The sequence below is a fragment of the Mycobacterium sp. JS623 genome (assembly GCF_000328565.1).
Taxonomy (GTDB): domain Bacteria; phylum Actinomycetota; class Actinomycetes; order Mycobacteriales; family Mycobacteriaceae; genus Mycobacterium.
In genome coordinates this window covers 3323323-3347841 of record NC_019966.1, presented here as the reverse complement: position 1 = coordinate 3347841, position 24519 = coordinate 3323323, and the positions used below count along the sequence as shown (strand labels likewise).

Annotated in this window: 31 protein-coding genes; 23 read left to right on the top strand and 8 right to left on the bottom strand. The window is 65.1% G+C overall.

The window, feature by feature from the left end; all coding sequences use genetic code 11:
* Positions 1-13: 13 nt before the first annotated feature.
* The 6 genes from MYCSM_RS16470 to MYCSM_RS16445 all read left to right on the top strand — a co-directional run bounded on the left by MYCSM_RS16470 (position 14) and on the right by MYCSM_RS16445 (position 6789).
* Positions 14-781: an HAD family hydrolase gene (locus MYCSM_RS16470; RefSeq protein ID WP_015307297.1), complete on the top strand. Its 768-nt coding sequence runs from the start codon at positions 14-16 to the stop codon at positions 779-781.
* A gap of 120 nt (positions 782-901) precedes the next feature.
* On the top strand, positions 902-2035 hold the full coding sequence (locus MYCSM_RS16465; RefSeq protein WP_015307296.1) for a nitronate monooxygenase: 1134 nt from the start codon (positions 902-904) through the stop codon (positions 2033-2035).
* A gap of 41 nt (positions 2036-2076) precedes the next feature.
* Positions 2077-2481 (top strand): hypothetical protein, encoded by a 405-nt coding sequence (locus MYCSM_RS16460; protein WP_051073758.1) that lies wholly within the window; start codon positions 2077-2079, stop codon positions 2479-2481.
* Between the two features lie 88 nt (positions 2482-2569).
* Positions 2570-3778: an IS30 family transposase gene (locus MYCSM_RS16455; protein WP_015307294.1), complete on the top strand. Its 1209-nt coding sequence runs from the start codon at positions 2570-2572 to the stop codon at positions 3776-3778.
* A gap of 145 nt (positions 3779-3923) precedes the next feature.
* Positions 3924-4520: a TetR/AcrR family transcriptional regulator gene (locus MYCSM_RS16450; RefSeq protein WP_015307293.1), complete on the top strand. Its 597-nt coding sequence runs from the start codon at positions 3924-3926 to the stop codon at positions 4518-4520.
* On the top strand, positions 4510-6789 hold the full coding sequence (locus MYCSM_RS16445) for a molybdopterin-dependent oxidoreductase (protein ID WP_015307292.1): 2280 nt from the start codon (positions 4510-4512) through the stop codon (positions 6787-6789). The genes MYCSM_RS16450 and MYCSM_RS16445 overlap by 11 nt, the downstream gene beginning before the upstream one ends.
* A 19-nt stretch (positions 6790-6808) precedes the next feature.
* Here the strand turns inward: MYCSM_RS16445 and MYCSM_RS16440 are convergent, their stop codons facing one another.
* Positions 6809-7357 carry a TetR/AcrR family transcriptional regulator gene (locus tag MYCSM_RS16440; protein WP_041314173.1) on the bottom strand — a complete coding sequence of 183 codons (549 nt, stop codon included), beginning with the start codon at positions 7355-7357 and terminating at the stop codon, positions 6809-6811.
* A 58-nt stretch (positions 7358-7415) separates the two neighbouring features.
* On the opposite strand from MYCSM_RS16440, the gene MYCSM_RS16435 reads away from it, so the two are divergent.
* Together MYCSM_RS16435 and MYCSM_RS16430 are read left to right on the top strand one after the other, a co-directional pair.
* The gene (locus MYCSM_RS16435) at positions 7416-8006 is read left to right on the top strand and encodes a DUF2867 domain-containing protein (RefSeq protein ID WP_015307290.1); all 591 of its coding nucleotides are present in this window, start codon (positions 7416-7418) and stop codon (positions 8004-8006) included.
* Entirely contained in the window at positions 8003-8473 is a 471-nt protein-coding gene (locus tag MYCSM_RS16430; protein ID WP_015307289.1) for a DUF2867 domain-containing protein, read from the top strand. The genes MYCSM_RS16435 and MYCSM_RS16430 overlap by 4 nt, the downstream gene beginning before the upstream one ends.
* Here the strand turns inward: MYCSM_RS16430 and MYCSM_RS16425 are convergent.
* Positions 8463-9011: a hypothetical protein gene (locus MYCSM_RS16425; protein ID WP_015307288.1), complete on the bottom strand. Its 549-nt coding sequence runs from the start codon at positions 9009-9011 to the stop codon at positions 8463-8465. The genes MYCSM_RS16430 and MYCSM_RS16425 overlap by 11 nt on opposite strands.
* A 229-nt stretch (positions 9012-9240) precedes the next feature.
* Between MYCSM_RS16425 and MYCSM_RS16420 the strand changes: the two genes are divergently transcribed.
* Positions 9241-10491 carry a cytochrome P450 gene (locus MYCSM_RS16420; protein ID WP_015307287.1) on the top strand — a complete coding sequence of 417 codons (1251 nt, stop codon included), beginning with the start codon at positions 9241-9243 and terminating at the stop codon, positions 10489-10491.
* Here the strand turns inward: MYCSM_RS16420 and MYCSM_RS16415 are convergent.
* Positions 10442-10771, bottom strand: a complete 330-nt coding sequence (locus MYCSM_RS16415; RefSeq protein WP_015307286.1) for a hypothetical protein — start codon at positions 10769-10771, stop codon at positions 10442-10444. The two genes, MYCSM_RS16420 and MYCSM_RS16415, sit on opposite strands and share 50 nt — an antisense overlap.
* A 295-nt stretch (positions 10772-11066) precedes the next feature.
* Between MYCSM_RS16415 and MYCSM_RS16410 the strand changes: the two genes are divergently transcribed.
* From MYCSM_RS16410 to MYCSM_RS16400, 3 genes are all read left to right on the top strand, one after another.
* Entirely contained in the window at positions 11067-11462 is a 396-nt protein-coding gene (locus MYCSM_RS16410) for a DUF732 domain-containing protein (RefSeq protein ID WP_015307285.1), read from the top strand.
* 121 nt (positions 11463-11583) lie between these two features.
* On the top strand, positions 11584-12318 hold the full coding sequence (locus tag MYCSM_RS16405) for a helix-turn-helix domain-containing protein (protein WP_051073910.1): 735 nt from the start codon (positions 11584-11586) through the stop codon (positions 12316-12318).
* 42 nt (positions 12319-12360) lie between these two features.
* Positions 12361-12777, top strand: coding sequence for a lipoprotein LpqH (locus tag MYCSM_RS16400; RefSeq protein ID WP_015307283.1), 417 nt, complete (start codon positions 12361-12363; stop codon positions 12775-12777).
* Here the strand turns inward: MYCSM_RS16400 and MYCSM_RS16395 are convergent.
* Positions 12755-13312 carry a PadR family transcriptional regulator gene (locus MYCSM_RS16395; RefSeq protein WP_015307282.1) on the bottom strand — a complete coding sequence of 186 codons (558 nt, stop codon included), beginning with the start codon at positions 13310-13312 and terminating at the stop codon, positions 12755-12757. The two genes, MYCSM_RS16400 and MYCSM_RS16395, sit on opposite strands and share 23 nt — an antisense overlap.
* A 72-nt stretch (positions 13313-13384) precedes the next feature.
* Here MYCSM_RS16395 and MYCSM_RS16390 point away from each other — a divergent pair, with 72 nt between their 5' ends.
* From MYCSM_RS16390 to MYCSM_RS16380, 3 genes are read left to right on the top strand one after another with little or no spacing between them, the layout of a single operon-like run.
* On the top strand, positions 13385-13759 hold the full coding sequence (locus MYCSM_RS16390; protein WP_015307281.1) for a nuclear transport factor 2 family protein: 375 nt from the start codon (positions 13385-13387) through the stop codon (positions 13757-13759).
* Between the two features lie 56 nt (positions 13760-13815).
* Positions 13816-14538, top strand: coding sequence for a FadR/GntR family transcriptional regulator (locus tag MYCSM_RS16385; RefSeq protein ID WP_041314170.1), 723 nt, complete (start codon positions 13816-13818; stop codon positions 14536-14538).
* On the top strand, positions 14535-15209 hold the full coding sequence (locus tag MYCSM_RS16380; RefSeq protein WP_015307279.1) for a sterol desaturase family protein: 675 nt from the start codon (positions 14535-14537) through the stop codon (positions 15207-15209). The genes MYCSM_RS16385 and MYCSM_RS16380 overlap by 4 nt, the downstream gene beginning before the upstream one ends.
* Here the strand turns inward: MYCSM_RS16380 and MYCSM_RS16375 are convergent.
* The gene (locus MYCSM_RS16375) at positions 15193-15948 is read right to left on the bottom strand and encodes a L,D-transpeptidase (RefSeq protein ID WP_041312203.1); all 756 of its coding nucleotides are present in this window, start codon (positions 15946-15948) and stop codon (positions 15193-15195) included. The genes MYCSM_RS16380 and MYCSM_RS16375 overlap by 17 nt on opposite strands.
* 170 nt (positions 15949-16118) lie before the next feature.
* Positions 16119-17444, bottom strand: coding sequence for a DUF7159 family protein (locus MYCSM_RS16370; RefSeq protein ID WP_015307277.1), 1326 nt, complete (start codon positions 17442-17444; stop codon positions 16119-16121).
* A 211-nt stretch (positions 17445-17655) separates the two neighbouring features.
* On the opposite strand from MYCSM_RS16370, the gene MYCSM_RS16365 reads away from it, so the two are divergent.
* A complete protein-coding gene (locus MYCSM_RS16365; protein ID WP_015307276.1) occupies positions 17656-19122 on the top strand; it encodes a peptide MFS transporter in 1467 nt (488 codons plus the stop codon).
* Between the two features lie 130 nt (positions 19123-19252).
* Positions 19253-19495 carry a hypothetical protein gene (locus MYCSM_RS16360; protein WP_015307275.1) on the top strand — a complete coding sequence of 81 codons (243 nt, stop codon included), beginning with the start codon at positions 19253-19255 and terminating at the stop codon, positions 19493-19495.
* A gap of 1 nt (position 19496) precedes the next feature.
* Here the strand turns inward: MYCSM_RS16360 and MYCSM_RS16355 are convergent, their stop codons facing one another.
* Positions 19497-20444 carry a threonine ammonia-lyase gene (locus tag MYCSM_RS16355; protein ID WP_041312200.1) on the bottom strand — a complete coding sequence of 316 codons (948 nt, stop codon included), beginning with the start codon at positions 20442-20444 and terminating at the stop codon, positions 19497-19499.
* A gap of 154 nt (positions 20445-20598) precedes the next feature.
* Here MYCSM_RS16355 and MYCSM_RS16350 point away from each other — a divergent pair, with 154 nt between their 5' ends.
* The 6 genes from MYCSM_RS16350 to MYCSM_RS16330 all read left to right on the top strand — a co-directional run bounded on the left by MYCSM_RS16350 (position 20599) and on the right by MYCSM_RS16330 (position 23950).
* A complete protein-coding gene (locus MYCSM_RS16350; protein ID WP_015307273.1) occupies positions 20599-21015 on the top strand; it encodes an acyl-CoA thioesterase in 417 nt (138 codons plus the stop codon).
* 39 nt (positions 21016-21054) lie between these two features.
* The gene (speB, locus tag MYCSM_RS16345; RefSeq protein ID WP_015307272.1) at positions 21055-22086 is read left to right on the top strand and encodes an agmatinase; all 1032 of its coding nucleotides are present in this window, start codon (positions 21055-21057) and stop codon (positions 22084-22086) included.
* Positions 22087-22298: 212 nt separating this feature from the next.
* Complete coding sequence (locus MYCSM_RS16340) at positions 22299-22571, top strand: DUF3303 domain-containing protein (RefSeq protein WP_015307271.1); 273 nt, start codon at positions 22299-22301, stop codon at positions 22569-22571.
* 85 nt (positions 22572-22656) lie between these two features.
* Positions 22657-22818, top strand: a complete 162-nt coding sequence (locus tag MYCSM_RS37200; RefSeq protein WP_157681337.1) for a hypothetical protein — start codon at positions 22657-22659, stop codon at positions 22816-22818.
* Between the two features lie 228 nt (positions 22819-23046).
* Positions 23047-23424 carry a thiol-disulfide oxidoreductase DCC family protein gene (locus tag MYCSM_RS16335; RefSeq protein WP_041314162.1) on the top strand — a complete coding sequence of 126 codons (378 nt, stop codon included), beginning with the start codon at positions 23047-23049 and terminating at the stop codon, positions 23422-23424.
* A 16-nt stretch (positions 23425-23440) separates the two neighbouring features.
* Positions 23441-23950, top strand: a complete 510-nt coding sequence (locus MYCSM_RS16330; protein WP_015307269.1) for a GNAT family N-acetyltransferase — start codon at positions 23441-23443, stop codon at positions 23948-23950.
* A 6-nt stretch (positions 23951-23956) separates the two neighbouring features.
* On the opposite strand, the gene MYCSM_RS16325 is transcribed toward MYCSM_RS16330, so the two are convergent.
* The gene (locus MYCSM_RS16325) at positions 23957-24502 is read right to left on the bottom strand and encodes a hypothetical protein (RefSeq protein WP_015307268.1); all 546 of its coding nucleotides are present in this window, start codon (positions 24500-24502) and stop codon (positions 23957-23959) included.
* Positions 24503-24519: the final 17 nt, after the last annotated feature.

The following is a 24519-nucleotide window of genomic DNA, read 5'->3' as shown; positions in this document are numbered from 1 at the left end:
GTACGCTGTTGTGATGGCCGCGCAGCCCAGCCAAGCAGACGCGATCGCCGAGATCGCGTCGAGTCCGGCCGGCCCGCAGATCGGGGCGTTCTTCGATCTCGACGGGACGTTGGTCGACGGCTTCACCGCGACGGCACACGCCAGCGATCGCATCCGGCGCAGGCAGGCGCGAATCGGCGAGGTGCTGGGCGTCATCGAGGCCTCGGCGCGCTATCGGCTCGGCAGGATGCGCTTCGAACACCTACTGACCAGGGCGGCGGGTTACCTGCGGGGCGAGTCGCTTGTCGATCTCGACGAGCTTGGCGAGCGATTGTTCGTCGAACGGGTGTCCTCGCGGGTGTTCCCCGCGATGCACGAAATCGTTCGGGCGCATCAAACGCGAGGCCATACCGTGGTGCTCAGTTCGTCGGCGATGACCATCCACGCCGAGCCGGTGGCCCGCTTCCTGGAGATCGACCACGTGTTGTGCAACCACTTCGAGCTCGACGACGACCGCCGGCTGACCGGCAGGATCGCGAAGCCTGTCGTGTGGGGCCGCAACAAGGCATCCGTGGTACAGCAGTTCAGCGATGCGAATGACGTTGACTTGCAACGTAGTTACTTCTACGCCGACGGCGACGAGGATGCGGCTCTGATGAAGGTGGTCGGATGCCCGCGTCCGGTGAACCCGCGACCCGGCCTTGCTGGGTTGGCTGCCGAGAATGGATGGCCGGTGCTGCGTGTGATCGGACCAGGCGGCCGGCGACGGCGTTCGTTGCGCAGGCTCGTCGGCTACGACTAATCCGCTGGGGAACGAATATCCGAAGCCTCAGCACTTGGGTTCCTTCCTGGATCACGGCTGGGCAGCTAAGCTAAACTAGAACACGTTTCAGTTCGGCGATTGCCCACCCGAGGAGCAGGAATGCACACCCCCATCTGCGACGAACTCAACATCGAGTTCCCGATCTTCGCGTTCACCCATTGCCGTGACGTTGTCGTGGCCGTGAGTAAGGCGGGCGGTTTCGGGGTGCTCGGAGCGGTTGGCTTCACACCGGAACAGCTCGAGATCGAGCTAAACTGGATCGACGAGAACATCGGTGACCACCCGTATGGCGTCGACATCGTGATCCCGAACAAGTACGAGGGCATGGACTCGACGGACTTGTCGCCCGAGGTGCTCAAGAAGACGCTGAATGACCTTGTCCCACAGGAACACATCGATTTCGCCAAGAAGATCCTCGCTGACCACGGCGTGCCCGTCGACCATAGCGACGACGACGCGCTGCAGCTGTTGGGCTGGACCGAGGCCACCGCGACGCCGCAGGTGGAGGTGGCGTTGCAGCACCCGAAGTGCACGCTGATCGCCAATGCGCTGGGCACCCCGCCTGCCGACATGATCAAGCACATCCATGACACCGGCCGCAAGGTCGCCGCACTGTGCGGCTCGCCGTCGCAAGCCCGCAAGCACGCAGACGCGGGCGTCGACATCGTCATCGCTCAGGGCGGTGAGGCGGGTGGACACTGCGGCGACATCGGCTCGATCGTGTTGTGGCCGCAGGTCGTCAAGGAGGTCGCCCCGGTTCCGGTGCTGGCCGCCGGCGGCATCGGTAGCGGCCAGCAGATCGCCGCGGCGCTCGCGCTCGGCGCGCAGGGTGCGTGGACCGGTTCGCAGTGGGTGATGGTCGAGGAGTCCGAGCACACCGACGTGCAGCATGCCGCTTACGCGAAGGCGAGCAGTAAGGACACTGTGCGCAGTCGCTCGTTCACCGGCAAGCCGGCGCGGATGCTGCGCAACGACTGGACTGACGCGTGGGAGAACCCGGAGAACCCGAAGCCGCTCGGCATGCCGCTGCAGTACATGGTCTCGGGGATGGCCGTCGCAGCCACGCACAAGTACCCCAACGAGAGCGTCGACGTCGCGTTCAACCCGATCGGTCAGGTGGTTGGTCAGTTCACGAAGGTGGAGAAGTGCTCGGCGGTGATCGAGCGCTGGGTGCAGGAGTACCTCGATGCCACCAGCATCCTCAACGAGTTGAACGAGGCGGCCACCATCTGATCCCGGTCGCCTGCGCCGGCTTTCTGCTGGCCGTGCTGTGGATGGACCTGATCTTCGACAGTCAGGTCCTCTCCCATCGCGGCGCAGGGGTGCTGCCCGAGTCGGTGCTCGACTCCATCTCGCGGTATTACCGCCGCGCGACTACCACTTCACGCCCGATGAGTTACCTGATCGCGCTGGTGATGGCGATTCTGTTGGGCAGCTTGGGTTTTCGGGCTATTCGCGGCTTCGATCCCGGTTGGCTGCTGGTGCTTTGGGCCGTGCTGGCCGGTGTCCCGATCGTGCTGGCGATGACGCGCACGGTACCCAACGCCGTCGCGCTGGGTAACCGCATCGGCACGCCTGCTGAGCAGTCGCGGTTGGCCCGCGCGATCTGCCGCGACCATGTGGTGTGCCTGGCGTTGATGTCGGCGTTTCTGGCGTCGTGGGTGGTCGTCGCGGCCTAACTAGCTCGCCGAACGTTCCGTACCGCTCGAAAACTGGCCGGCAGATTCATACGTTCAGTGCAACATTCCTTGATTTGGGGGGTTGCACATGCCGAGTGGTTATCCGCATCCGCGCTGGGTGCGACGGGCGTTGTTCGACCGGGTGTGTGTGGGTGAGCCGTTGGAAGTGGCGGCGCGAGCGATGGGCGTGTCGACGACGGCGGCGGGCCTGTGGTGGCGTCAGGCTGGCGCTATGTCATTGCAGCACGGACAGAACGCCGAACGGACTCACGGTCTGGTCGAACCCGGTGATCCGGACCGGCCGGGCGGGCGCGGTCATCGCCTCAACCTCGATGAGCGCATCGCGATCATGCGTGGCCTCGACGCCGGGCTGTCCTACGCCGAGATTGGTCGCCGCATCGGCCGTGACCGCAGTGTGGTGTGGCGCGAAGTAGGTAAAAACAGCAACGCCGACGGCGACTACCACGCTCGGATGGCCCATAGCCGCGGCGCCGAGAAGCTCAAGCGTCCCAAAGCGTTCCGTCTGGATAACCCCCAATTGTGCGCCAAGGTCACAAGGTGGATGGACGACGGGTGGAGCCCCAAGCTGATCGCCGACGTATTGGCTCGCGATCACCCCGATGACAGGCTGGCACGGGTGAGTCACGAAACTCTCTACCAGTGCCTCTACGTCCAAGGCCGCGGCCAGCTGCGCGCCGATCTGCACAGGCGGCTGTCGACCAAACGGGCGGCGCGCAAACCCCGCGGCCACACCGAACGACGCGGCAAGTTCAATGACGTGATCACCATCAGCAAGCGTCCCCCCGAAGCTGACGACCGCGCCGTGCCCGGGCACTGGGAGGGCGACCTGATCCTTGGGACCCGAGGGACAAGTGCGATCGGCACCCTGGTCGAGCGCAGCACCCGGTTCACCATCCTGCTGCACCTGCCCGACGATCACACCGCTGAATCGGTGGCCACCGCGATGATCGAAGCGATGAACGACCTGCCGGCCCATCTGCGGCGCACCATCACCTGGGACCGCGGCAGCGAGATGGCCAACTGGCAAGACATCGCACTGCAACTGCAGGCCCCGGTCTACTTCTGCGACCCCCACTCACCGTGGCAGCGCGGCTCCAACGAGAACACCAACCGGCTACTGCGGTTCTGGTTCGAGAAGAGCACCGACCTCAGCGTGCACACCAAGGCCGACCTCCAACGCATCCAGGACACCCTCAACACACGACCCCGACCCACCCTGGACCTCGACACCCCCGCCGACCGCCTCAACACACTCATCACCCAAGCAGCAGCATGAACCCCGACGTTGCACTGATCACTTGACTTTGAGGCCGAAAACTCGGGCGGTAAGGAACGTTCGCCGGTGTGGGGGGTCTGGTCGTGCGCCACCTGATTATGTAAGGTTACATACATAGCCGGGTCAGACGAAGGGATCCAGCCTCATGCCAAGTCCCCGCGAGCGGATGGTCATCTCCGCTGCGCTGTTGATCCGCGAACGCGGCGCACAGCCGACGGCAATCGCCGACGTACTCGAACACAGCGGCGCACCACGTGGTTCGGCGTATCACTACTTCCCCGGTGGCCGGACGCAATTGCTTTGCGAGGCAATCGATTATGCCGGTGAATACGTCGCGGCGAAGATCGCCAAGGCCGAAAGCGGTCTTGATGCTCTCGACGGCCTTGTCGGCTACTACCGCAAACAGCTCGCCAGCTCCGACTACCGTGCGGGGTGTCCCGTCGTCGCCGTGACGGTGGAGGCAGGCGATCCCGCCAAGCAGGATCAGTCGGCGCCGGTGATCGACCGCGCGGCGGCGGCCTTCACTCGCTGGACCGATCTGATTGCGGAGCGGTTAGTGGCCGACGGCGTGCCCACGAAGCGGGCCGGCGAACTGGCGACGCTGAGCACCACCGCGATCGAGGGCGCGATCATCGTCGCCCGCGCCTCGCGTGACCAGGCGCCACTCGAAAGTGTCCACGGCCAACTGCGCGCTCTGATACAGGCCGAAATGTCGGAAAGGAAGTCCGGCGATGGTCGGTGAATGGAAATCCACGGCATGCATCCTGTGCGAGTGCAACTGCGGCATCGTCGTGCAACTCGACGGCCGCAACCTCGCCAAGATCCGTGGCGATAAGGACCATCCCGCCTCGCAGGGCTACACCTGCAACAAGGCGTTGCGGCTGAACCACTATCAGAACAACGGCAATCGCCTGACCTCACCGATGCGTAGACGGCCCGACGGCAGCTACGAGGAAATCGATTGGGACACCGCGATTTCCGAGATTGCCGCGGGTTTCAAGCGAATCGCCGATACCTACGGCGGCGACAAGATCTTCTACTACGGTGGCGGCGGACAAGGCAACCATCTCGGCGGTGCCTACAGTGGCGCGTTCCTGAAGGTGCTGGGTTCGCATTATCGCTCCAATGCGCTGGCGCAGGAGAAGACCGGCGAGGCGTGGGTTGACGCCCACCTCTACGGCGGCCACACCCGCGGCGAATTCGAGCACGCCGAGGTGTCGGTGTTCATCGGCAAGAACCCGTGGATGTCGCAGAGCTTCCCGCGCGCCCGCACCGTCCTCAACGAGATCGCCAAGGATCCGGCGCGCTCCATGATCGTCATCGACCCCGTGATCACCGACACGGCGAAGATGGCCGACATCCACCTGCGCGTGCGGCCAGGGACCGACGCCTGGTGCCTCGCTGCGCTGGCCGCTGTGCTCGTGCAGGAAAACCTGTGCAATGAGCAGTTTCTCGCCGAGCACGTCAACGGCGTCGAGCCGGCGCGCGACGCGCTGCGCGACGTGCCTGTCGGTGAGTACTCGCTACGGTGTGGTGTTGACGAGGAACTGATCCGGACCGCGGCGCGTCGGATCGGCGGAGCTGACAGCGTCGCGGTGTTCGAGGACCTGGGCGTCCAGCAGGCGCCGAACAGCACACTGTGCTCCTATTTGAACAAGTTGCTGTGGATACTGACCGGCAACTTCGCCAAACGCGGTGGGCAGCACCTACATTCGTCGTTCGGGCCGCTGTTTCGTCACACGCGCGGTGTCGGCCGCACGCCGGTGACCGGGGCGCCGATCGTCGGCGGGCTGATACCGAGCAACGCGGTACCCCAGGAGATGCTGACCGATCACCCCGACCGCTTCCGCGCGATGATCGTGGAAAGCAGCAATCCTGCCCATTCCCTTGCCGATTCGGCCGCGTGCCGGGCGGCCTTCGAATCACTCGAGCTGATGGTGGTGATCGATGTCGCGATGACGGAGACGGCAAGGCTGGCCACCTATGTGTTGCCCGCTGCTAGCCAGTACGAGAAGGCCGAGGCGACGTTCTTCAATCTGGAGTTCCCGCACAACACCTTCCACCTTCGGCATCCACTGCTCGAGCCGCTCGAGGGCACGCTGACCGAGCCCGAGATCTGGGCGCGGCTGACGCGGGCACTCGGCGTGATTGACGACGCGGAACTGCAGCCGTTGCGTGATGCCGCTGCGCAAGGGCTGGATGCGTATACCCAAGCGTTCCTGACCGCGGTCGGCGCCAATCCGATGCTCAACAAGGTGCTGCCGTTCGTGCTGTACGAGACCCTCGGCCCGACACTGCCCAACGGTCTCGCCGGCGCCGCGGCGCTGTGGGGCCTGGCGCAGAAGGCGGCCATGACTTATCCCGACGCCGTGCGCAGGGCAGGCCATGTCGACGGCAACACGCTGTTCGAGGCGATCCTCGCCGGCAGGTCGGGCGTCACGTTCACCGCGCACGAGTACGAGGACGACTGGCAGCTGGTGACGCATGACGACCACAAGATCGCCCTGGACATGCAGGAGATGCTCGACGAGATGCGCGGGCTGGCGGATGCACCTGCCCAGCTGACCACGCCTGAGTTCCCGATTGTGTTGTCCGCCGGTGAGCGGCGGGCGTATACCGCCAACGACATCTTCCGCGATCCGTCCTGGCGCAAACGCGACGCCGACGGGGCGCTGCGCGTCAGCATCGAGGACGCCGAAGCGCTTGGCCTGACCGACGGCGGTCGTGCACGGATCACCACCGCGGCGGGCAGTGCGCAGGCCAGCGTCGAGATCAGCGAGACGATGCTGCAGGGCCACGCGTCGCTCCCGAACGGATTCGGCCTCGATTACATCGACGCCGACGGTAGCGCGAAAGTGCCTGGTGTTGCGCCTAATTCGCTTACGTCCAGCGACTGGCGCGACGCCTATGCAGGCACCCCATGGCACAAGCATGTGCCAGCCCGCATTGAGGCCGTGGCAGTCGAAACTGAGCTTGCGCCCGAAAAACTGGCGGCCGAATCCCGCGCATAGGTTCGTTTCGAGCGCGTAGCTAGGCGAGCAGCCGCTGCGTGGCTCGTTCCAGCACCTGCTGCCGGCTGCGCCCGTCGTGATCGGCGGCGATGAAGTGGCTGCCGATCGCCAGCGAAAAGGCGAGCATCCCCTGCGCCTCGACGTCGTCGGGGTCGTCGCTGAAGGTGCCGATCTGGGCGCGCAGGTACTCCATGCGGCGATTGTCGACGCGCCGCAGCCGCCGGGCCACGGAATCATCGCGCCGGGCCCAGTCGCGCACCGCCAGGTCGATCGGAAGCAGTTCGTGCGAGAACGTCAGCATGCCGGCTTTGCGAACCTTGGCTCTCGCGTCGCCGCCTTCTTCCTCGACGCGCTCCAGCACGTCGTAGGTGGTTCGCTGCTCCCACGCCTCCAGCAGCGCGTCAAGGAACACCTGGCGACTGGCGAAGTGGTGGTAGAACCCGCCCCGGGTGACGCGAAGCGTCTTCGCGAGCAGCTCCACCCGCACCGCATCAGGGCCGCCCGCAGCCAACGCCTGCAACCCGGCGTCGATCCATGTGCTGCGCGGTGTGCGGATCTGCGCGACCATCGCGTTTGCCTTTCGGTAGGGCCTTGACGGCAGTTCGTCGCCAAGCATACAGTACTGTATGTTTGGTTCTGCACTCCTGGACACGGGCGAACACACAGCACGGCCGTGGCGAATTCATGAGATAGCCAAGGACTTTCGCGTCCTTGACGTATGGGCGCTGCCGACGCCGGGCGGCCCCGACGACTTCCCTCGGCTGGTCCGGCTGATGACCACCTTCGACCCGGCCGAAACCTCTGTCGTGGTGCGAGCGTTGTTTGCGATTCGCTTCACGCTGGGCCGGCTGTTCGGCCTCGATAGCCAAGAAACGGGTCTCGGCGCGCGTGTCCCGAGCCTGCGCGATCGGCTGCCCTCCGATTTAGCTGATCCCCCAAGCGATTTGGACACTGATCTGTTCACACCGCTGTACCTCACGCACGACGAGTTCGCGCTCGAGATAGCCAACCAGACCGTGCACGGCCTCATGCACATCGGGTGGGTGCCCGACCGCACAGGCGGCTACCGCGGCCAGATGGCCATCCTCGTGAAACCGAACGGGGCGCTTGGCGCCGCCTATCTCATGGCGATCGCGCCGTTTCGCCACCTCATTGTGTATCCACTGATGATGCGTGACATCGGCCGCGCGTGGTCGCAGACAGGAGCACCCCGATGACCGCCGAAGTGCGCCGAATCGCCGTTCCGTCGTCGGTCCGGGCATTGAGCACGCTGCCTCGCATCGACTACTGCGACGCGTTTCTGTTCGACGTCGGTTCGCACCGCGACGAGAGCGCCGTGGACTTGATTCGCGACGTCCTCGAAGGCGCTCCGCTTACTGTCCGCACTCAGCTGCTCTCCGGTTGGTCGACGATCGGGCTGAAGGTAGGCAGCGGGTCGGGACATTCGGTGCTGGGCTGGGACGTCCGTCGCGCAGTGCCCGATCATGTTCTTCTGGGCGCCGAATCGCGCATCGGTATGCCGGGAGAGTTGCTGCTCAAGAAAGAAGTCGGCGCATTGCTTTTCGCGACGTTCGTGGCGCAACGCAATCTGATCGCCCGAGCGGTGTGGACGGTCACCGAACCCGTGCATGTCCGCGTCGTGCGCGACGTCCTGGCGCAGGCCGGCCAACGACTCAGGGCGTAGGCGCGGGCTCTGGCGGAGGAGCCAGCCACGGGAACAGCGGTGGCGGTGCCGGTGCTGGCTCAGGTTCCGATGCAGGCGCCGGCGCGGCGCCGGGTGCCAGCGGAGGGGCTGGGTTCGCGGGCACGCCCGCGGGCGGTGACGCTGAGGCCATCGGCCGCTGACTGAGCAGGAGTAGGGCGTCGCGTCCGCTGATTTCCTGGGTTTGATAGGCGTGCCAGAGGTCGCGAATGTACGAGCCGCTGCCCTGCTGTGGGTCAGGCGTGTCCGTGGTGCCTGGCGGCAGGTTCTCCGGGCTCGACAAATGCGGCATGCCGTCGGGCGGGGTCGGCAGGGTGGCTGCCGCGGATTGCACCGTGCCGTCGGGCGCGGGCCCCGGCGACGGTCCGAGTGTGGGGATCGCCGGCGCGGCGGGTGCCGGAGCGGGTTCGGGAATGAGTGGCACGGGATCGGCCAGCGCCGTTGGCGCGCTGAACGTCAACGCTGCGATGACCCCTACTGCCCCCGACGCCACAGCGAGCGCGGTTCCTCCACTCTTCATCCTCACCCATGCCCCCTTCCGGATAGCGTGCTGAGCCGGTGCTACTGGGTGCTTCCGTTTGGCTCACAAAATTGTTACACCTGGGGTAGCTGTGACGAAGCGGTTAATTAAATTTTGTGCTCCGGGAACACGTTTCACTTGGAGTTTCTTCTAACCCGCCGCACCACTCCCCATCTGTGGTGTAGCAATGCGGTAGAGCACTAGACAACGTCACTCGAGGAGTGCATCTATGGCGTCTCCGGACCTCCCACCCGGTTTCGATTTCACCGATCCAGACATCTACGCCGAACGGCTACCCGTCGAGGAACTGGCGCACATGCGCAAGGTCGCGCCGATCTGGTGGAACGCGCAGACCAAAGGGAACGCCGCATTCGGCGACGACGGCTATTGGGTGGTGACCAAGCACAAGGACGTCAAGGAGGTATCGCTGCGCAGCGATGTGTTCTCAAGCAACAAGAAGACTGCGCTGCCGCGATACCGCGAGGACGCCGACCCTGAGTCGTTGGAGCGGGGCAAGGTCGTGCTGCTGAACCAAGATGCCCCGCACCACACACATCTGCGCAAGATCATTTCTCGTGCGTTCACTCCCCGCGCGGTCGAGTCCCTGCGCGATGAGCTCCGCGAGCGGGCACACAACATCGCCAAGGCCGCAGCCGCCGAGGGGTCGGGCGATTTCGTCGAGCAGGTGTCGTGCGAACTTCCGTTGCAGGCGATCGCCGGCCTGATGGGTGTACCGCAGGACGACCGTAAGAAGCTGTTCGACTGGTCCAACCAAATGGTCGGCGACCAGGACCCGGAGTTCGGTTCCAACGACCCGATGGCCGCCTCGATCGAGCTGATCATGTACGGGATGCAGATGGCCGCCGAACGGTCCAAGAACCCCGGTGACGACCTGGTGACCAAGCTGGTTCAGGCAGATGTCGAGGGGCACAAGCTCACCGATGACGAATTCGGCTTCTTCGTCATCCTGTTGGCGGTGGCGGGCAACGAGACAACGCGAAACTCGATCACCCAGGGCATGATGGCGTTCACCGAATTCCCCGACCAGTGGGAGCTTTTCAAAAAGGAGCGGCCTGCGACCGCGGCCGACGAGATCGTCCGCTGGGCTACCCCGGTCACGTCGTTCCAACGGACCGCATTGGAGGACACCGAGTTGTCGGGTGTGAAGATCAAGAAGGGCGAGCGGGTGGTGATCTTCTACCGCTCGGCCAACTTCGACGAGGACGTCTTCGACGACCCTTACACCTTCAACATCCTGCGAGATCCCAACCCGCACGTGGGTTTTGGCGGTACCGGTGCGCACTACTGCGTCGGCGCCAACCTGGCACGAATGACCATCGACCTCATCTTCAACGCGATCGCCGACGAAATGCCAAACCTCACACCGATTTCACCGCCGGAGCGACTGCGCTCGGGCTGGCTCAACGGCATCAAACACTGGCAGGTCGATTACACGGGGAAGAGCGCGGTCGCGCAGTAGCCGGGTAGTCGATGATCGAGCGCCAGTAGGCCTCCGGTATCTCGGCGCCTGTTCGCAGCACCATCGCGAGGCCGGTGGCCATCGCGATGCCGAGGAGCCCGAGCCACAGCCCGGCAAGGCCGATGACAACCCAGCACACCGCGGTGACCGTCGGCCATGGCGACAGCACGGCGAGCAGCGGTGCGAAAAAGAAGCCCGCACCGATGTACCAAGCCGACCCTGCGCGGTCCGAGATCAGCACGAAGCGCAACCACCGTGGGATGTTCTGCTCGGTTGTCATGCCTCGACTCCTCCTCGCTCCGGTCCTCGCTCGTTCCTCGCTGCGATCCTCACTCGTCGTCGTCTTCGGTTGTCATGCCTCGACTCCTCCTCGCTCCGGTCCTCGCTCGTTCCTCGCTGCGATCCTCACTCGTCGTCGTCTTCGGTTGTCATGCCTCGACTTTCCTGCGCCGAGGTAAGTGGCGCAATTACCTGGGAGGTAGTGGGAAACCCCCGGGTGTCCAACGTCGTCGGCGCGCTGGCGGTGGCGGTTCGCCCGCCAAGTTGGCACGCTGGTATTAGCGAAGGAGAACATGATGAATGTTCTGAAAACGGCGGTAGCGCTGTTGATCGCGGTGCTGGGCCTGACGGTCGGCGCTCCGGCGCTGGCGTCGGCGGCCCCTAACACCCAGGCCGACGCGTCCTATCTGCACTTGCTCGACCAGAACGGCGTGGCCTCCCCCAATCCCGACGCGATGGTCGCTTGGGCTCATGAGCTCGTGGAACAGCTGAGCGCCTCCCCGCAGGACGACGCCAGCGTGGCCTCGATAGTCAATACCGGTGAGCAGCGTGTCTCTCAGCACGACATGGGCGTGATCATCGCCGCCGCGGTGGTGGCCTATCGGCCGTCGCTGCTTCCGGTGGTAGGGCACTGGGCGGACAGCGCCGCTGGCTTTCCCTGTGGATCAGCAGCCCAGGCGGTGCTGCATTAGCAACGGATTGAGGTAAGCGGCGCAATTACCTGACAGGTAGTGGCAGGGCTTCCCTGCGCTGCGCAACACTGGGCGCGTGACCACCGTCGCCCACGTCCAAAGCCCGCCGTTCGGCTCGCTGATGCGTCAGTGGCGGCAGCGCCGCAGGCTGTCCCAACTCGATCTCGCGATCGAGGCCGACGTATCGGCTCGCCACCTCAGTTTCATCGAGACCGGCCGATCGGCACCCAGCCGCGACATGGTGCTGCGGCTGGCCGGTGTGCTCGATGTGCCGCTGCGCGAGCAGAACCAACTGCTGCTGGCCGCCGGCCTGGCGCCGGTCTACCGGGAACGCCCGCTGGATGACCCCGACATGGGCGCCGTCCGGCAGGGTGTTGAGCGAGTCCTCAACGCCTACAATCCATTTCCCTGTGTAGTGGTCGACCGCGGCTGGCAGATCGTGCATGCCAACGCCGGCGCCGCAGTGTTGCTCGACGGCGTGGCTCCGCACCTGCTCGAGCGGCCGAACGCCCTGCGTATCGCGGTGCACCCAGAAGGGATGGCGCCACGCATCCGCAATCTCGGCCAGTGGCGCCATCACTTGGTCGAACGGCTACGTCGGGAGGTCTCGGTCAGCGGGTCGGCAGAGCTGTCCGAGCTGCTTGCCGAGATCGAGTCCTACCCGGGCGGTTTCGAGGAGACCGAACTCGGCGGCGTCGCGGTGCCGCTCGAGCTATTGACGTCCGACGGACGGGTGCTGACCTTCCTGAGCACCGTCACGACCTTCGGCACCGCGTTGGACCTGACCGCCGCGGAGCTGAGCATCGAGGCGTTCCTGCCCGCCGACGAAGTGACCGCTGCGGCATTGCGCGGGTGAAACGCCCGTGAGCGCGGACAAACATCAATAGAGTCTGGCGACATGCAGACCCGACACATTGCGGTGACCGCGGCGATACTCGCCGTCGGATTGGCCGGCTGCGGTGGACAGCCGCCGGCACTTGGGGGAACCACGGCGAAGGTGACGATCGACGGCAAGGACACCGGCAATCCGCATGCGGTGACGTGCTCGCAGACGGGGTGGGCGTGGACCATCGAAACCCCCGATAAGGCCAAGGGTTTCACCGCGGTCCTCGATACCGGCGACAAGGTCGCCGTGAAGTCGGTCGACTTTCGTGACTTCGGTGGCTTTTCCGGCACTTCCTGGGGCGACATCGGCAAGGCCGATGTGACCGGTGTCGGCGGCAAGTACACCATCACCGGTTCTGCCGATGGCAACTTCACCGTCAACCCGAGTAAAAAAGTCTCGGCGACGTTCAGGATCGAAGCCTCCTGCTGAGCACCCCGAGCGCGGCTGTGCACCACTGGATGTTCGTCTGCTCGTACATCCGCCCGCCCATCAGCGTCAGATACGGCCCGATCCGCTCGGCGTCGGGCTCGAAGGCGTCTTCGTCACGGCCGTCGAGCATGTCGGCCAGCAGTCGATCGTAGGTGGCCAGCTTTGCGCGCGCTCGCTGCTGTCGTGCCGTCAGTTCCTTGGTAACGGCGTGTGCATCCCCGACATCGACGGCTTGCAGCTTGACCAGCAACTCGTCGCGCATCGCCACTGGTTTGGCTGGCGTGCCGGTGTATCGGTGTAGCTCGGTCCGTCCCGCATCGGTCAGCGTGAACACCCTCTTGTCGGGCCGCCGCTGCTGGCGCACCAGGCGCGCGTGGACCAGCCCCTCGGCTTCGACACGGTCGAGTTCGCGATAGAGCTGTTGAGGGGTGGCCGACCAGAAGTTCGCCACCGAAACGTCGAAGCGTTTGGCGAGCTGGTATCCCGACGCCTCGCCCTCCAGCAACGCGGCGAGCAGCGCGTGACGCAATGCCATCTAGACGGCCTTCCAATCGCTGGCTTAGTATCGATTGCACCTATTCAACTTGTTGACTAATGAGGTGGTCAAGTGGTGCATCCCTTTCGTCGCGCGATCGAAGCCCGTGATCTCGACGCCGCCGTCGCGCTGATGCGCGAGGACGTCGTGTTTCGCAGCCCCGCCGTCTTCAAGCCGTACCAGGGCCGCGAGGCGGTGCGCCGATTGCTAGAAGCCGTCATGGCGGTGTTCGAAGACTTCCGCTACACGCGCGAAATCGGAGCCGAGAACGCTCGCGATCATGCGCTGGTGTTCGAGACCCGCGTGGGCGATAAGCAAGTCGAGGGGTGTGACTTCATCCAGCTTGACGACCACGGTGCGATCAGCGAGTTCACCGTCATGGTGCGGCCCATATCGGGCATGCTCGCGCTGGCCGAGGCGATGAAAGTGCAGCTCTCCATCGCATAACAGCCACTGGTCAGACCACTTGACCTCTGGCCAGCAGGCCTGGCATGCTGGCCCGCATGGCCCTACAACCGGTGAACCGGCGATCCGTGCCCGAGGACGTCTTTGAGCAGATCGTCGGCGAGGTGCTGAGCGGGGAGATGCAGCCCGGCGAGACGCTGCCGAGCGAGCGCAGGCTCGCCGAGGTGCTCGGGGTGTCCCGGCCCGCCGTACGCGAGGCGCTCAAGCGGCTGACCGCCGCGGGTCTGGTCGAAGTGCGTCAGGGCGACTCCACTACGGTGCGCGACTTTCGGCGCCACGCGGGTCTCGACCTGCTCCCCCGTTTGCTGATCCGCGCCGGCGAGTTGGACCTGTCCGTGGTGCGCAGCATCCTCGAGACTCGTCTGCACAACGGGCCCAAGATCGCCGAGCTGGCGGCCCTGCGGCGTCGCCCAGAACTGGCCGGGCTTCTCGATGACGTGTTGCAACAGCTGGTCGACGAGAAAGATCCCGTCGAGCAGCAGCGTCTCGCGCTGACGTTCTGGGACCACGTGGTCGACGGCGCCGACTCGATCGCGTTCCGGTTGATGTACAACACGCTTCGCATCACCTACGAACCCGCGCTCACAGCACTGGCCACCGTGATGGCCGAGGAGGTCGGACGGGCTACCGCCTACCGCGAACTCGCCGATGCCATCACCGCGGGCGAACCAGGGCGGGCAAGTCAAGCGGCGACGGACCTACTCGAGCCCGCAACGTCCGCCCTGCTGACCGTTATCGACAACCTGCAGGAGCAACGATGACCACCTCGACCCAGCGCCCCGCACGCAAGGGATTCACGCTCTCCGGCGCGGGCCGCGAATTCTGGAAACATCCGTCGCCGTGGATGATTGGCGCCGTGTTTCTCGCCGCGTTGGCCGCGCGGATCCTCGTAGGCGACTGGCAGCTCACCGACGCGCTGGTGCCGCTGGTGTTGCTTGCCCTGTTTCCCGTCTTCGAATGGCTCATACACGTGTTCATCTTGCATTGGCGCCCAAAGAATCTGGGTTGCCTGACCATCGATCCACTGCTGTCCCGAGAACATCGTGCACACCACATCGACCCGCGCTGCATCCCGCTGATCTTCATCCCATGGAAATCGTTGGTGTCATGGGTGCTTCCCCTCACGGTTGCCGTTGCGCTGCTGGCTTTTCCACGGCTCGGCATGGGGTTGACCTATCTGGTGTTCATCGCCGCGATGGGGCTGGTCTATGAGTGGACCCACTACCTCATCCACAGTGACTACAAGCCCAAAACCAGTGTGTACCGGGCTATTTGGCGCAATCACCGCAATCACCACTACAAGAACGAGCACTACTGGTTCACGGTGACGAGTTCGGGCACCGCCGATCGCGTGCTGGGTACCTGCCCCGATATCTCGACCGTCGCCACATCACGGACTGCGAAGAACCTGCACGCTATTGCTGAACGATGATCGGGTCACCGATGTTGACGGTGTTGTAGTACCAGTCGGCGTTCTCGGGGCTCAGGTTGATGCAGCCGTGGCTGACATTCGAATTACCCTGTGAGGCCACCGACCATGGTGCGGAGTGGACGTAGACACCGCCCCAGGTGACCCGCACGGCGTCGGCGACGGTGAGGCGGTAACCCTCGGGGTCGGACAGCGGAATGCCGATGGTCCGTGAATCCATCACCACACTGGCTTGCTTCTCCAGCGCGCTGAACGATCCGATCGGCGTGGGGTGCTTGGGCTTACCCATCGATGCGGGCATGGTGCGAACCACTTGGCCGTCGATGCTGACGGTGAACGTGTGCGCATCGATGTCGGCGACGCCCACAGTGGCCGCTCCGGCTTCGAACGACGTCTTCGCGCCGCCGGCCGTCACGATGATATTCGAGTGAGCGGGCCAGAATCCTTTCGGATTCCATTGCACGACACGGTCATTGAGCCAGGTGAAGGACCCTGCGGGGGTGGCGGGCGAGGTGAACGAGATGGTGCGTTCGGCGGCCGTGCGGTCGGCTATCGACTGCGCGAACGTCACGGTCACCGGCATCGCTACGCCGACCTTTTGGCCCGGTGTCGGCGAAATGCTGACAACGTCGGTCGGTGTGGTGGTGCTGGCCGAACTGGTTGTGACGGACCCTGCGGTCGCGATCGCTGTAATGCCCACCACGACAAGCAGATTTCGAACGGCTCTACGCACTTTCCACATTCCTCCGTGATGGGCGATCAGCAAGCTTTCATCCTAGTTGGCTTGCGCCGCAACCCCGGGTAACCCCAAGTCAGCGCGCATGCGCATGTCGCGCTAGCGCACCGTAGCTACAGCGCGGTCGACGACGAGCAGGGTGTAGCCCGACGGCCAACGCGAGGCAGCCGCCGGAATCAGCCGGGAGGCAGCACAGGCGGGGCGTCTGATGCGGGTGCAGGCTGTACGGGCTCTGCGGGCGGCGCGGGTGCGGGCTCTGCGGCCGGCGGGGCTTCGGGAGGCGGTGGCACCTCGTCACCCCTGTGCAGCCGATCCCGGATCCGGCCGATGATGCCCGGGTGCTCCGCGGGGACGGGCGCCGCGGGCGGGGGCAGCTGCTCGGGCGGCAGCGGGGCGCCATCGGCCGGCGGCGGTGCCGCTGCGGGGTCGGACGGCAGGCCTTCACCGGGAGACCCCGCGCCCGTGGCCGCCGGGGGGACGTCGGGAAGACCGACCGGCGGCTCGCTATAGACCGGTGGCGGCGGCGCGTCGACGGGTGTGACCGCGGCTGGGGGCGCGACGACCGCCGGCGGTGCGACCGGAAGCGGCGCCTGCATCTGCGTGACGACGGCGGGCGGTTCGGGCGAGACCTTGGCCGCGGGTTGTGGTTCGGAGGAGGCCGTCTCCTTCTTCGGCACCAGCTGCAGGCTGACCGCGACCGACGCCGAAACGGTGAACGTCAGCACCCCCGCGATCAGCAGGGCCAGCGGACCGGCCTGCCCGAGCGGCCGACGCCGGCGCTCCTCGGGCTGATGCTGCTCAAAGTGATGGGCAGTGTCGCCAAACGTCGACTCGGCATTCTGCGCGGACGCCATCGCCGCGCCCCGCGCGAGGGCGAGCTGGGCTTCTGCGGGCGCGAAGACCGGAACCGAAAGAGCCCGTTCGAGGATCGGCATCAGCTCGTCGTCGCCGCCGGAGCCGACCATCACGAGGGCCTCAGGCTGCCAGTCGGCACGGGTGAACAGGGTGCTCATCCAGCGAACCAGGTCTTCCTCGGTGATGATCCTGCGGTTGACCGAGGTTTGCACCGAGCCGTCGCGCAGATGCACGATCAGCACGATCACCGTTTCGGGTTCGAGAACGCACACCGCGGTGGTGCCGTACCCGATGACCTCTGCGATCCCCCGAGCCAACGCCTCAGTCGCCTCCGGCAGCCGCACCGCTACGACATTGTCGAACCCGGAATCGCTCAGTGACTTCAGCAGCAGTGAGGCCTCGGCGTTGGCGTCGTCGCTCCACGTCACACCGATGGAATGCAGCCGGTGACCGTGCGTCGCGGCGATAGCCTCGCTGCGCAGCACCGCGGCGGCCGCTTGCTCGGAGGTCTGCAGGGCACTACACCGACCGCGAACGCCGACCTCGAATGCATTGCCGTCCATGGTGGCGCCGTCGGCGTCCTGCCCTTCGACGAGAACGAGGCCGACGGCGGACGGCGTTACCGATAAGCCGAGTACGGCGTCCACTCACATCCCTTCGGAGGTCCACCTATCGGGGTGACACTACCGGCACCCAACCGTTGGGGCTCACTGGGCGTGGGGCGCCAGCCGGCTGTCCGGATAATCAAATGTGCTGTGCCGCATGAAACTCCTGCACATCCGGCGGTGAACTCTTTGCCCACCAATCGCTCGACGCTATCGGCCACGAAGGGATCGGCGGCGTGGCATTCTCCCCCACATGGCAGCAGTAGGACAGACGGAGGACCGACCCGCCGAACGCACGTTGTTCGGCCATCCGGTCGGCCTGGCCAACCTTTTCGGAGTCGAGCTGTGGGAGCGCTTCTCGTTCTACGGGATGCTGACAATCCTCGGCTATTACCTCTATTACTCGGTGACCGAGGGCGGCCTGGCGCTGCCGAAGGCAACCGCGACCGGAATCGTCGGCGCATACGGCGGCCTGGTGTACCTGTCGACTGTGCTCGGCGGCTGGATCGCCGACCGGCTGCTCGGCATGGAGCGCACCGTGTTCTACGGCGGTGTTGTCGTGATGTGCGGTCACGTCGCACTCGCGGTCCTGCCGGGCTTGGCCGGTGTCGCCGTCGGGTTGGTCCTGGTCGCGCTCGGCTCCGGCGCGTTGAAGGCGAATGCGTCGTCGTTGCTCGGCACCCTGTACGAGAAAGGCGATGCGCGTTGCGACGGCGGCTTCACCCTGTTCTATCTCGGGATCAACCTTGGCGCCTTCATCGGGCCCTTGATCACGGGTCTTCTGCAGACTCACGCAGGATTCCACTACGGCTTCGGCGCCGCCGCGGTGGGTATGGCGCTGGGCCTTGCCCAGTACGTCGCGTTTAGGCGCAACCTGGGGACGCACGGCCGGACCGTACCGAACCCGTTGCCACGCAGCGCTATTGGCTGGGTTGCAGGCATCGTCGTGGTGGGGATAGCCGTGATCGTGGGGGTATTTGCGACCGGGTTGGTGAAGCTGGCCAGTCTTTCTCAGGTGACGACGGGCGTGATCATTGCTGCATCCGTGGCGTATTTCGTGGTGATGCTGACGAGTTCGAAGGTGGCCGCGGTCGAGCGGACGCGGGTGCGAGCGTTCATTCCGCTGTTCATTGCGAATGCCGTGTTCTGGTCGCTGTTCCAGCAGATCTTCACGGTGTTGGCGGTGTACTCCGACGAGCGGATGAATTGGTCGATCTTCGGGTGGACCGCACCATCGAACTGGATCGGCTCGATCGAACCGGTCTGGATCATCCTGCTCTCACCGCTTTTCGCGATCATGTGGACGCGTCTGGGTAATCGTGCGCCCACCACACCGCGAAAATTCGCCTACGGCGTGATCGGAATGGGCCTGGCGTTCCTGCTGTTTCTGCCGATGTCGGGGTCGACCGGCAAGACCGTGCCTGCGCTGCTGGTCGTCGGCATCATGGCGGTGTTCGCGATCTCCGAATTGCTGCTTTCACCGATCGGGCTGTCCGTCACGACAAAGCTTGCGCCAGAGGCATTTCGGGCTCAGATGATGGCGCTGTACTTCTTCTCGGTCGGCCTCGGCACCTCGATGTCTGGAGTGCTCGCCCGCTATTACGATCCGACGCGCGAGTTCGCCTACTTCGGAATCATCGGCGCCGTCGCGATTTTCGCCGGCCTCGTGGTGTTTGCGATCGGGCCGTGGATCAGCGGGTTGATGGAGGGTGTCCACTAGTTCGGCGTGGCCAAGTCGTTATCCGGCCGAAACCGAATTCGTCCACAATCCGGTTCAGCATGGGAACCGGATCGCAAGTTTTGCGCGTCTGACAGACAACGAGGTTCGGGTCGACGTAGGAGGCGCACTGATGTCGGTAGCTGCACCGATTGACGCAATCGATGTCGGCGATTTCCCGCGCCCCGACGTTCTGTCGCAAGGTGTGGTGGCCGTGCGCAATTACGGATTCGGGCATTCGACCGCAGCTTGCTCCTGCGGCTGGACGGGTCGCCGTCGCTATCTGAAGGCCGCTGCCCAGCAGGACGCTTGGGTGCACTCGATGCACGAGAAGTGCGCAATCGCCGTCCCGTTGGTGATCCCGGTCTTCGCCTGAGTCAGCCCGCCAGGATCTCTTGCAGCATCGGCGGTTCGATGTTGCCCCCAGACAGGATCATCACCGTTCGGCCAGGTGGCGTCGAGCCCTGTCGATAGGCCGCCAGCGCGACTGCGCCGCTGGGTTCGGCCACTAGATGCGCTCGATAGGCGAGTTCACGCACGGCAGCTCGAATCTCGTTCTCCGACACCGTAATCAGGCCGTCCAACACGTTCTGCAGGTGTGTGAACGTCAACTCGGACGGTTGTGACCGCAGCCCGTCGGCGATCGTGCGGTTTCTGTCCTCGATCGACCAGTCCACCCGGTGGCCCCGCCGAAGGCCCTCCGCGGTATCTGCCGCCAACTCGGGTTCGACACCGAATACGCGTGCGTCGGGGCACAGCGCCTTGATCGCCGTGCCGATGCCCGACGCCAGGCCGCCACCGCTGACCGGCACCAGCACGTTTGCGACCGCGGGCAGCTCCTCGGCGATCTCGAGGCCGATGGTGCCCTGTCCGGCGATGATGTCGGGGTGGTCGAAGGGCGGCACCAGCACGCCGCCCGTCTGCTCAAGCAGCTCGGCGGCCACCTTCTCGCGTTGGCCCGCACCGCACAACACGATTTCGGCGCCGTGGCTTCGGGTCGCCTGCACCTTGATGCCCGGTGTTTCGCGAGGCATGACAATGTGTGCGGGCACTGCATACACCGCCGCCGCGTAGGCGACCGCCTGCGCGTGATTGCCGCTCGAATAGGCGACGACGCCACGGGTTCGGACGGATTCGTCGAGGTGCCCGATCGCGTTGAACGCACCCCGGACCTTGAAGGCCCCGATCGATTGCAGGTTTTCCGGCTTGATCCACAGCGGTCGATCGTCGTCCGCCCAGCCCGCCGGGACCAATGGGGTGCGCAGGACGTATGGCCGGATCAACTCCGCGGCGGCACGGATGTCGTCGATAGTCACCAACTGCACTTGTCCAGTCTGCCCGGCCGAAGCTTCGTCACTTCCGCCGTGCGGTAAAGCTACTGCTCGACGGTGCCGATTCGATGGCGAATCCCCTGCCTGCCGGCAATCGCCGGCTCACCGCAGCGGATGTGGTCTACAGCAAACTCGCTAGGGTGACGGGGTGAGCCCCTTTTCGTTGCCCGTGGTGCCGCGCTACGCGGAAGTCGACCAACAGGGCGTGGTGTTCAACGGCCACTACCTCACTTGGTTCGACGAAGCGTGCACTGGATTCCTCGACCACCTCGGCGTGACGTATCCGGGTTTGATTGCCACCGGCCACGATATCCAGGTCGTGCACAGCGACATCGATTATCTGGCGGGCGTTCGGTGGCGCGATGCGGTGCGAGTGGCCGTAGAGTGCGAGCGGATCGGAACGACCAGCTTCACGCTCGCGTTCACCGTCCAGCGATGCAACGGCCACTCCGCTGAGGAGACCGCGGTGCGCGGCCACAACGTCTACGTCGTTGTCTCGACAGATGATTGGGCCAAGCGCCCGATCCCCGCATTGATGCGCCAAGCCCTGGCGGCCAACGACTAGAACGCGCCGACCTGACCCTCCGGACGGTACGGTCGTCGCATGGGCCATGACCATGATCATCAGCGCGACCTTCCGCCCGGCATGGCCGAGCAACTCGACTTGGCCTACGCCGGAATGGTGTCGTTCGGCCACCGGCCGTTTCTGACCGAAGTCGAACAACTGGAATCGTGGCAACCCGACGCGGCGATCGTCGGCGCGCCGTTCGACATTTCCACCACCAACCGGCCCGGTGCCCGGTTCGGACCGAGGGCGATCCGCTCGACCGCCTACGAACCCGGCACCTATCACCTGGATCTCGGCCTGGAGATCTTCGACTGGCTGGAGGTTGTCGACTTCGGCGACGCCTACTGCCCGCATGGCCAGACCGAGGTGTCGCACACCAACATTCGTGAGCGCGTGCACGCGGTGGCGTCACGCGGCATCGTGCCCGTCATCCTCGGCGGTGACCACTCGATCACCTGGCCGGCCGCGACCGCGGTGGCCGACGTGCACGGCTACGGCAACGTCGGCATCGTGCACTTCGACGCCCACGCCGACACCGCCGACGAGATCGAGGGCAACCTGGCCAGCCACGGCACCCCGATGCGCAGACTCATCGAGTCCGGCGCCGTGCCGGGCACCCATTTCGTTCAGGTGGGCCTGCGGGGCTACTGGCCGCCGCAGGACACGTTTGAGTGGATGCTCGAACAGGGCATGACATGGCACACCATGCAGGAGATCTGGGACCGGGGATTCAAGGATGTGATGCGCGATGCGGTCAGCGAGGCGCTGGCCAAGGCCGACAAGCTTTACGTCTCGGTCGACATCGATGTGCTTGACCCCGCGCACGCGCCAGGCACCGGCACACCGGAGCCCGGCGGAATCACCAGCGCCGACCTGCTACGGATGGTGCGCCAGCTGTGCTACGAACACGATGTCGCAGGCGTGGACGTGGTCGAGGTGGCACCGGCCTACGACCACGCCGAGCTGACCGTCAACGCCGCACACCGCGTGGTGTTCGAGGCACTTGCCGGGATGGCCGCGCGGCGCCGCGACGCCGCCCAGGCAAAACCGGGCCCGCCCGCACGTTAGCGCCCACGCTGACGGCTGCTGCTACCGAAATCCCCTGTCCCCCACACTAGTTTGTTTTCTCAAGGTGGCTATCCCGACGACGTTAGGCGAGCTTATCGTTGCAACCGGAATCACCGCACCGCAGCAGATGCCAATCGTCGAACATCCCCAGAACCCGGACGCATACTGCTCATTGGTGGCCGCGCAATCGCGCCACCATAGGGGGTAATGCCATGAAATATCTCGTTCAGTGGACGTTGGAGCCAGAAGGGACGCGAGCCGCAGCCAAACGCTTCCTGCAGACCGGCGGCAAGCCGCCGGACGGTGTGACGCAACTCGGTCGGTGGTTCGGCCTGAACGGCTCGGGCTGTTCGGTGGTCGAGGCGGCCGACCCGAAGGGCGTCTTCTCGCTGGTTTCGGAGTGGCAGGAGTTCATGCAGATCTCAGCGACACCGGTACTCGAAGACGATGAGGCCGGCGAGATTCTCGCCAAGCTTTACGGGTAGACCGGGCCCGGGTCCTGTTAGCGTGCGCTCGTGGACCTGCTAGATCGGCTCCGCCTCGACGTGCCGGCGGCACAGGCCGGAATGGGTGGGGCATCCGGAATACTTGAGCCGCATCCTCAAGGCCGACAAGACGTTTCGCACGACACTTGTCGGCCTCGGCTGGCCATTGACGCACCGGGTGGTGGCCAACGCTGCGACCAGCGGTGGTGTCGTGACGACGGGCGCGCCAAGTTCGTGCCGCGGCTGATCAAACGCGGGTAGCGGGGTGCTCGCCAAGCTTCCCGATCGAGCCATTGTGCCGTTACTCGGAGTGCAGCGGCCCGGTCTGCCGATGTTCTCACCCATGGCGCCGACGAAGGGATGCCGGATTCGATGGTGCACCGGATGCACTGTATGCAGGGGAAACAGTGCTGACGACGATCCGTCATATCTGCGCAGCCGTGACTGCGCTGACCCCGGGGTGAACAATGAAGGTGTGAACGGCGTTCTGTACTTCGACGGGGCCTGCGGGATGTGTACGCGATCGGTCTATTTCCTGGTCAAGCATGACCGCACGGGGAATCTGCGGACTGAGCCGTTCCAGGCGCCCGGCGCCGCCGAGCGTCTCGGTGTCGACCCATCCCACCTTTACGACATGTCGTGGTGGCTGGATGAGTCCGGTGCGGTGTACGGCGGTGCGGAGGCGATAAACGCGGCCCTCTCAGTCGCCCTCGGCACCCGGCTGCCTTTGCGGATCTATCGTATTCCCGGTATCCGGTTCATTCAGAACGCCGCGTACCGCTGGATCGCCGACCACCGCTACCGCTTCCGCGGTACCACTCCGTATTGCGAGTCGCATCCGGTTGCCTGCTGACGACGCGGAATGTGTGGTGCGCCGGACCAATATCACCATCCGGCGCACCACTTTCGACGACCTCGATGACATCGGCAGCATCTACGCCCATCATGTGCAAACCGGTGTGGCGACATTCGAGATCGCCGCGCCCGATCAGACCGAATGGCAGCACCGGCTGCAGTCGGTCACCGATCGTGGACTGCCGTTTTTGACTGCAACGCTGGAGGACCGGATCGCGGGCTACGCCTATTGCGCACCATGGAAGACGCGCCCCGCCTATCGCCACACCGTGGAGGACTCGATTTACCTGGCACCGGATGCGGTCGGCCGCGGGATCGGCGGTCGGCTTCTGGACGCGCTGCTCACTGACTGCACCGGCGCCGGTGTCCGCGAGGTCATCGCTGTGATCGTCGACGCCGACGGCGCAGCTTCCCTCGCGCTGCACCGCAATCGCGGGTTTGTCGATGCCGGACGGCTCACCGCGGTTGGTTTCAAGCACGGCAGGTGGCTGGACACCGTTCTTCTTCAGAAATCTCTGTGCTGATCCGCGTCAGCCGAGTTGGTCGGTGACTTCCCGCCAGACGGGGTTATCACTGCGGTGGTCGGCGGTGTTGCGGCACTCACCGTAGAGCCGCATGGTGGCGAAGTCGGTTTCATTGACGCTGCGATAGAAGATCGCCGTGACGCCGTTCCTGGTCAGCTTCTGGCCGAAATGTTCGCTCGTCGACGCCGCAGGCGCCCAGCCGTGCGCGACCAGCGACGCGGCGACGTCGCGTAGATACTTCACCGAATTGCTCTGTGGCAAGCGGAAATTCATGTAAACCGTGGCCTGATAGGGCGGTTCGTTCGCATCCTGGCACGACACGAATGCGTAGCCGCCCGAGGCGTCCCGCAATTGCGCCACCTCGACGATCTGCTTGGCGGACGCCACGACCTGCGCGGCGGCCTCGGCGTCGGTCATTGGCTCGCCCTGGACATGCACCTCGCCGGCGCGCCGATCGTGCAGCCATAGCAACCCGCCCGCGACCGCAAGCACCGCTATCAGTGCTGTCAGTGCCAGCACCACATATCGCTGCGAACGGCGCAAGGTTTTCATGGCGGCCTCGGCCCGAA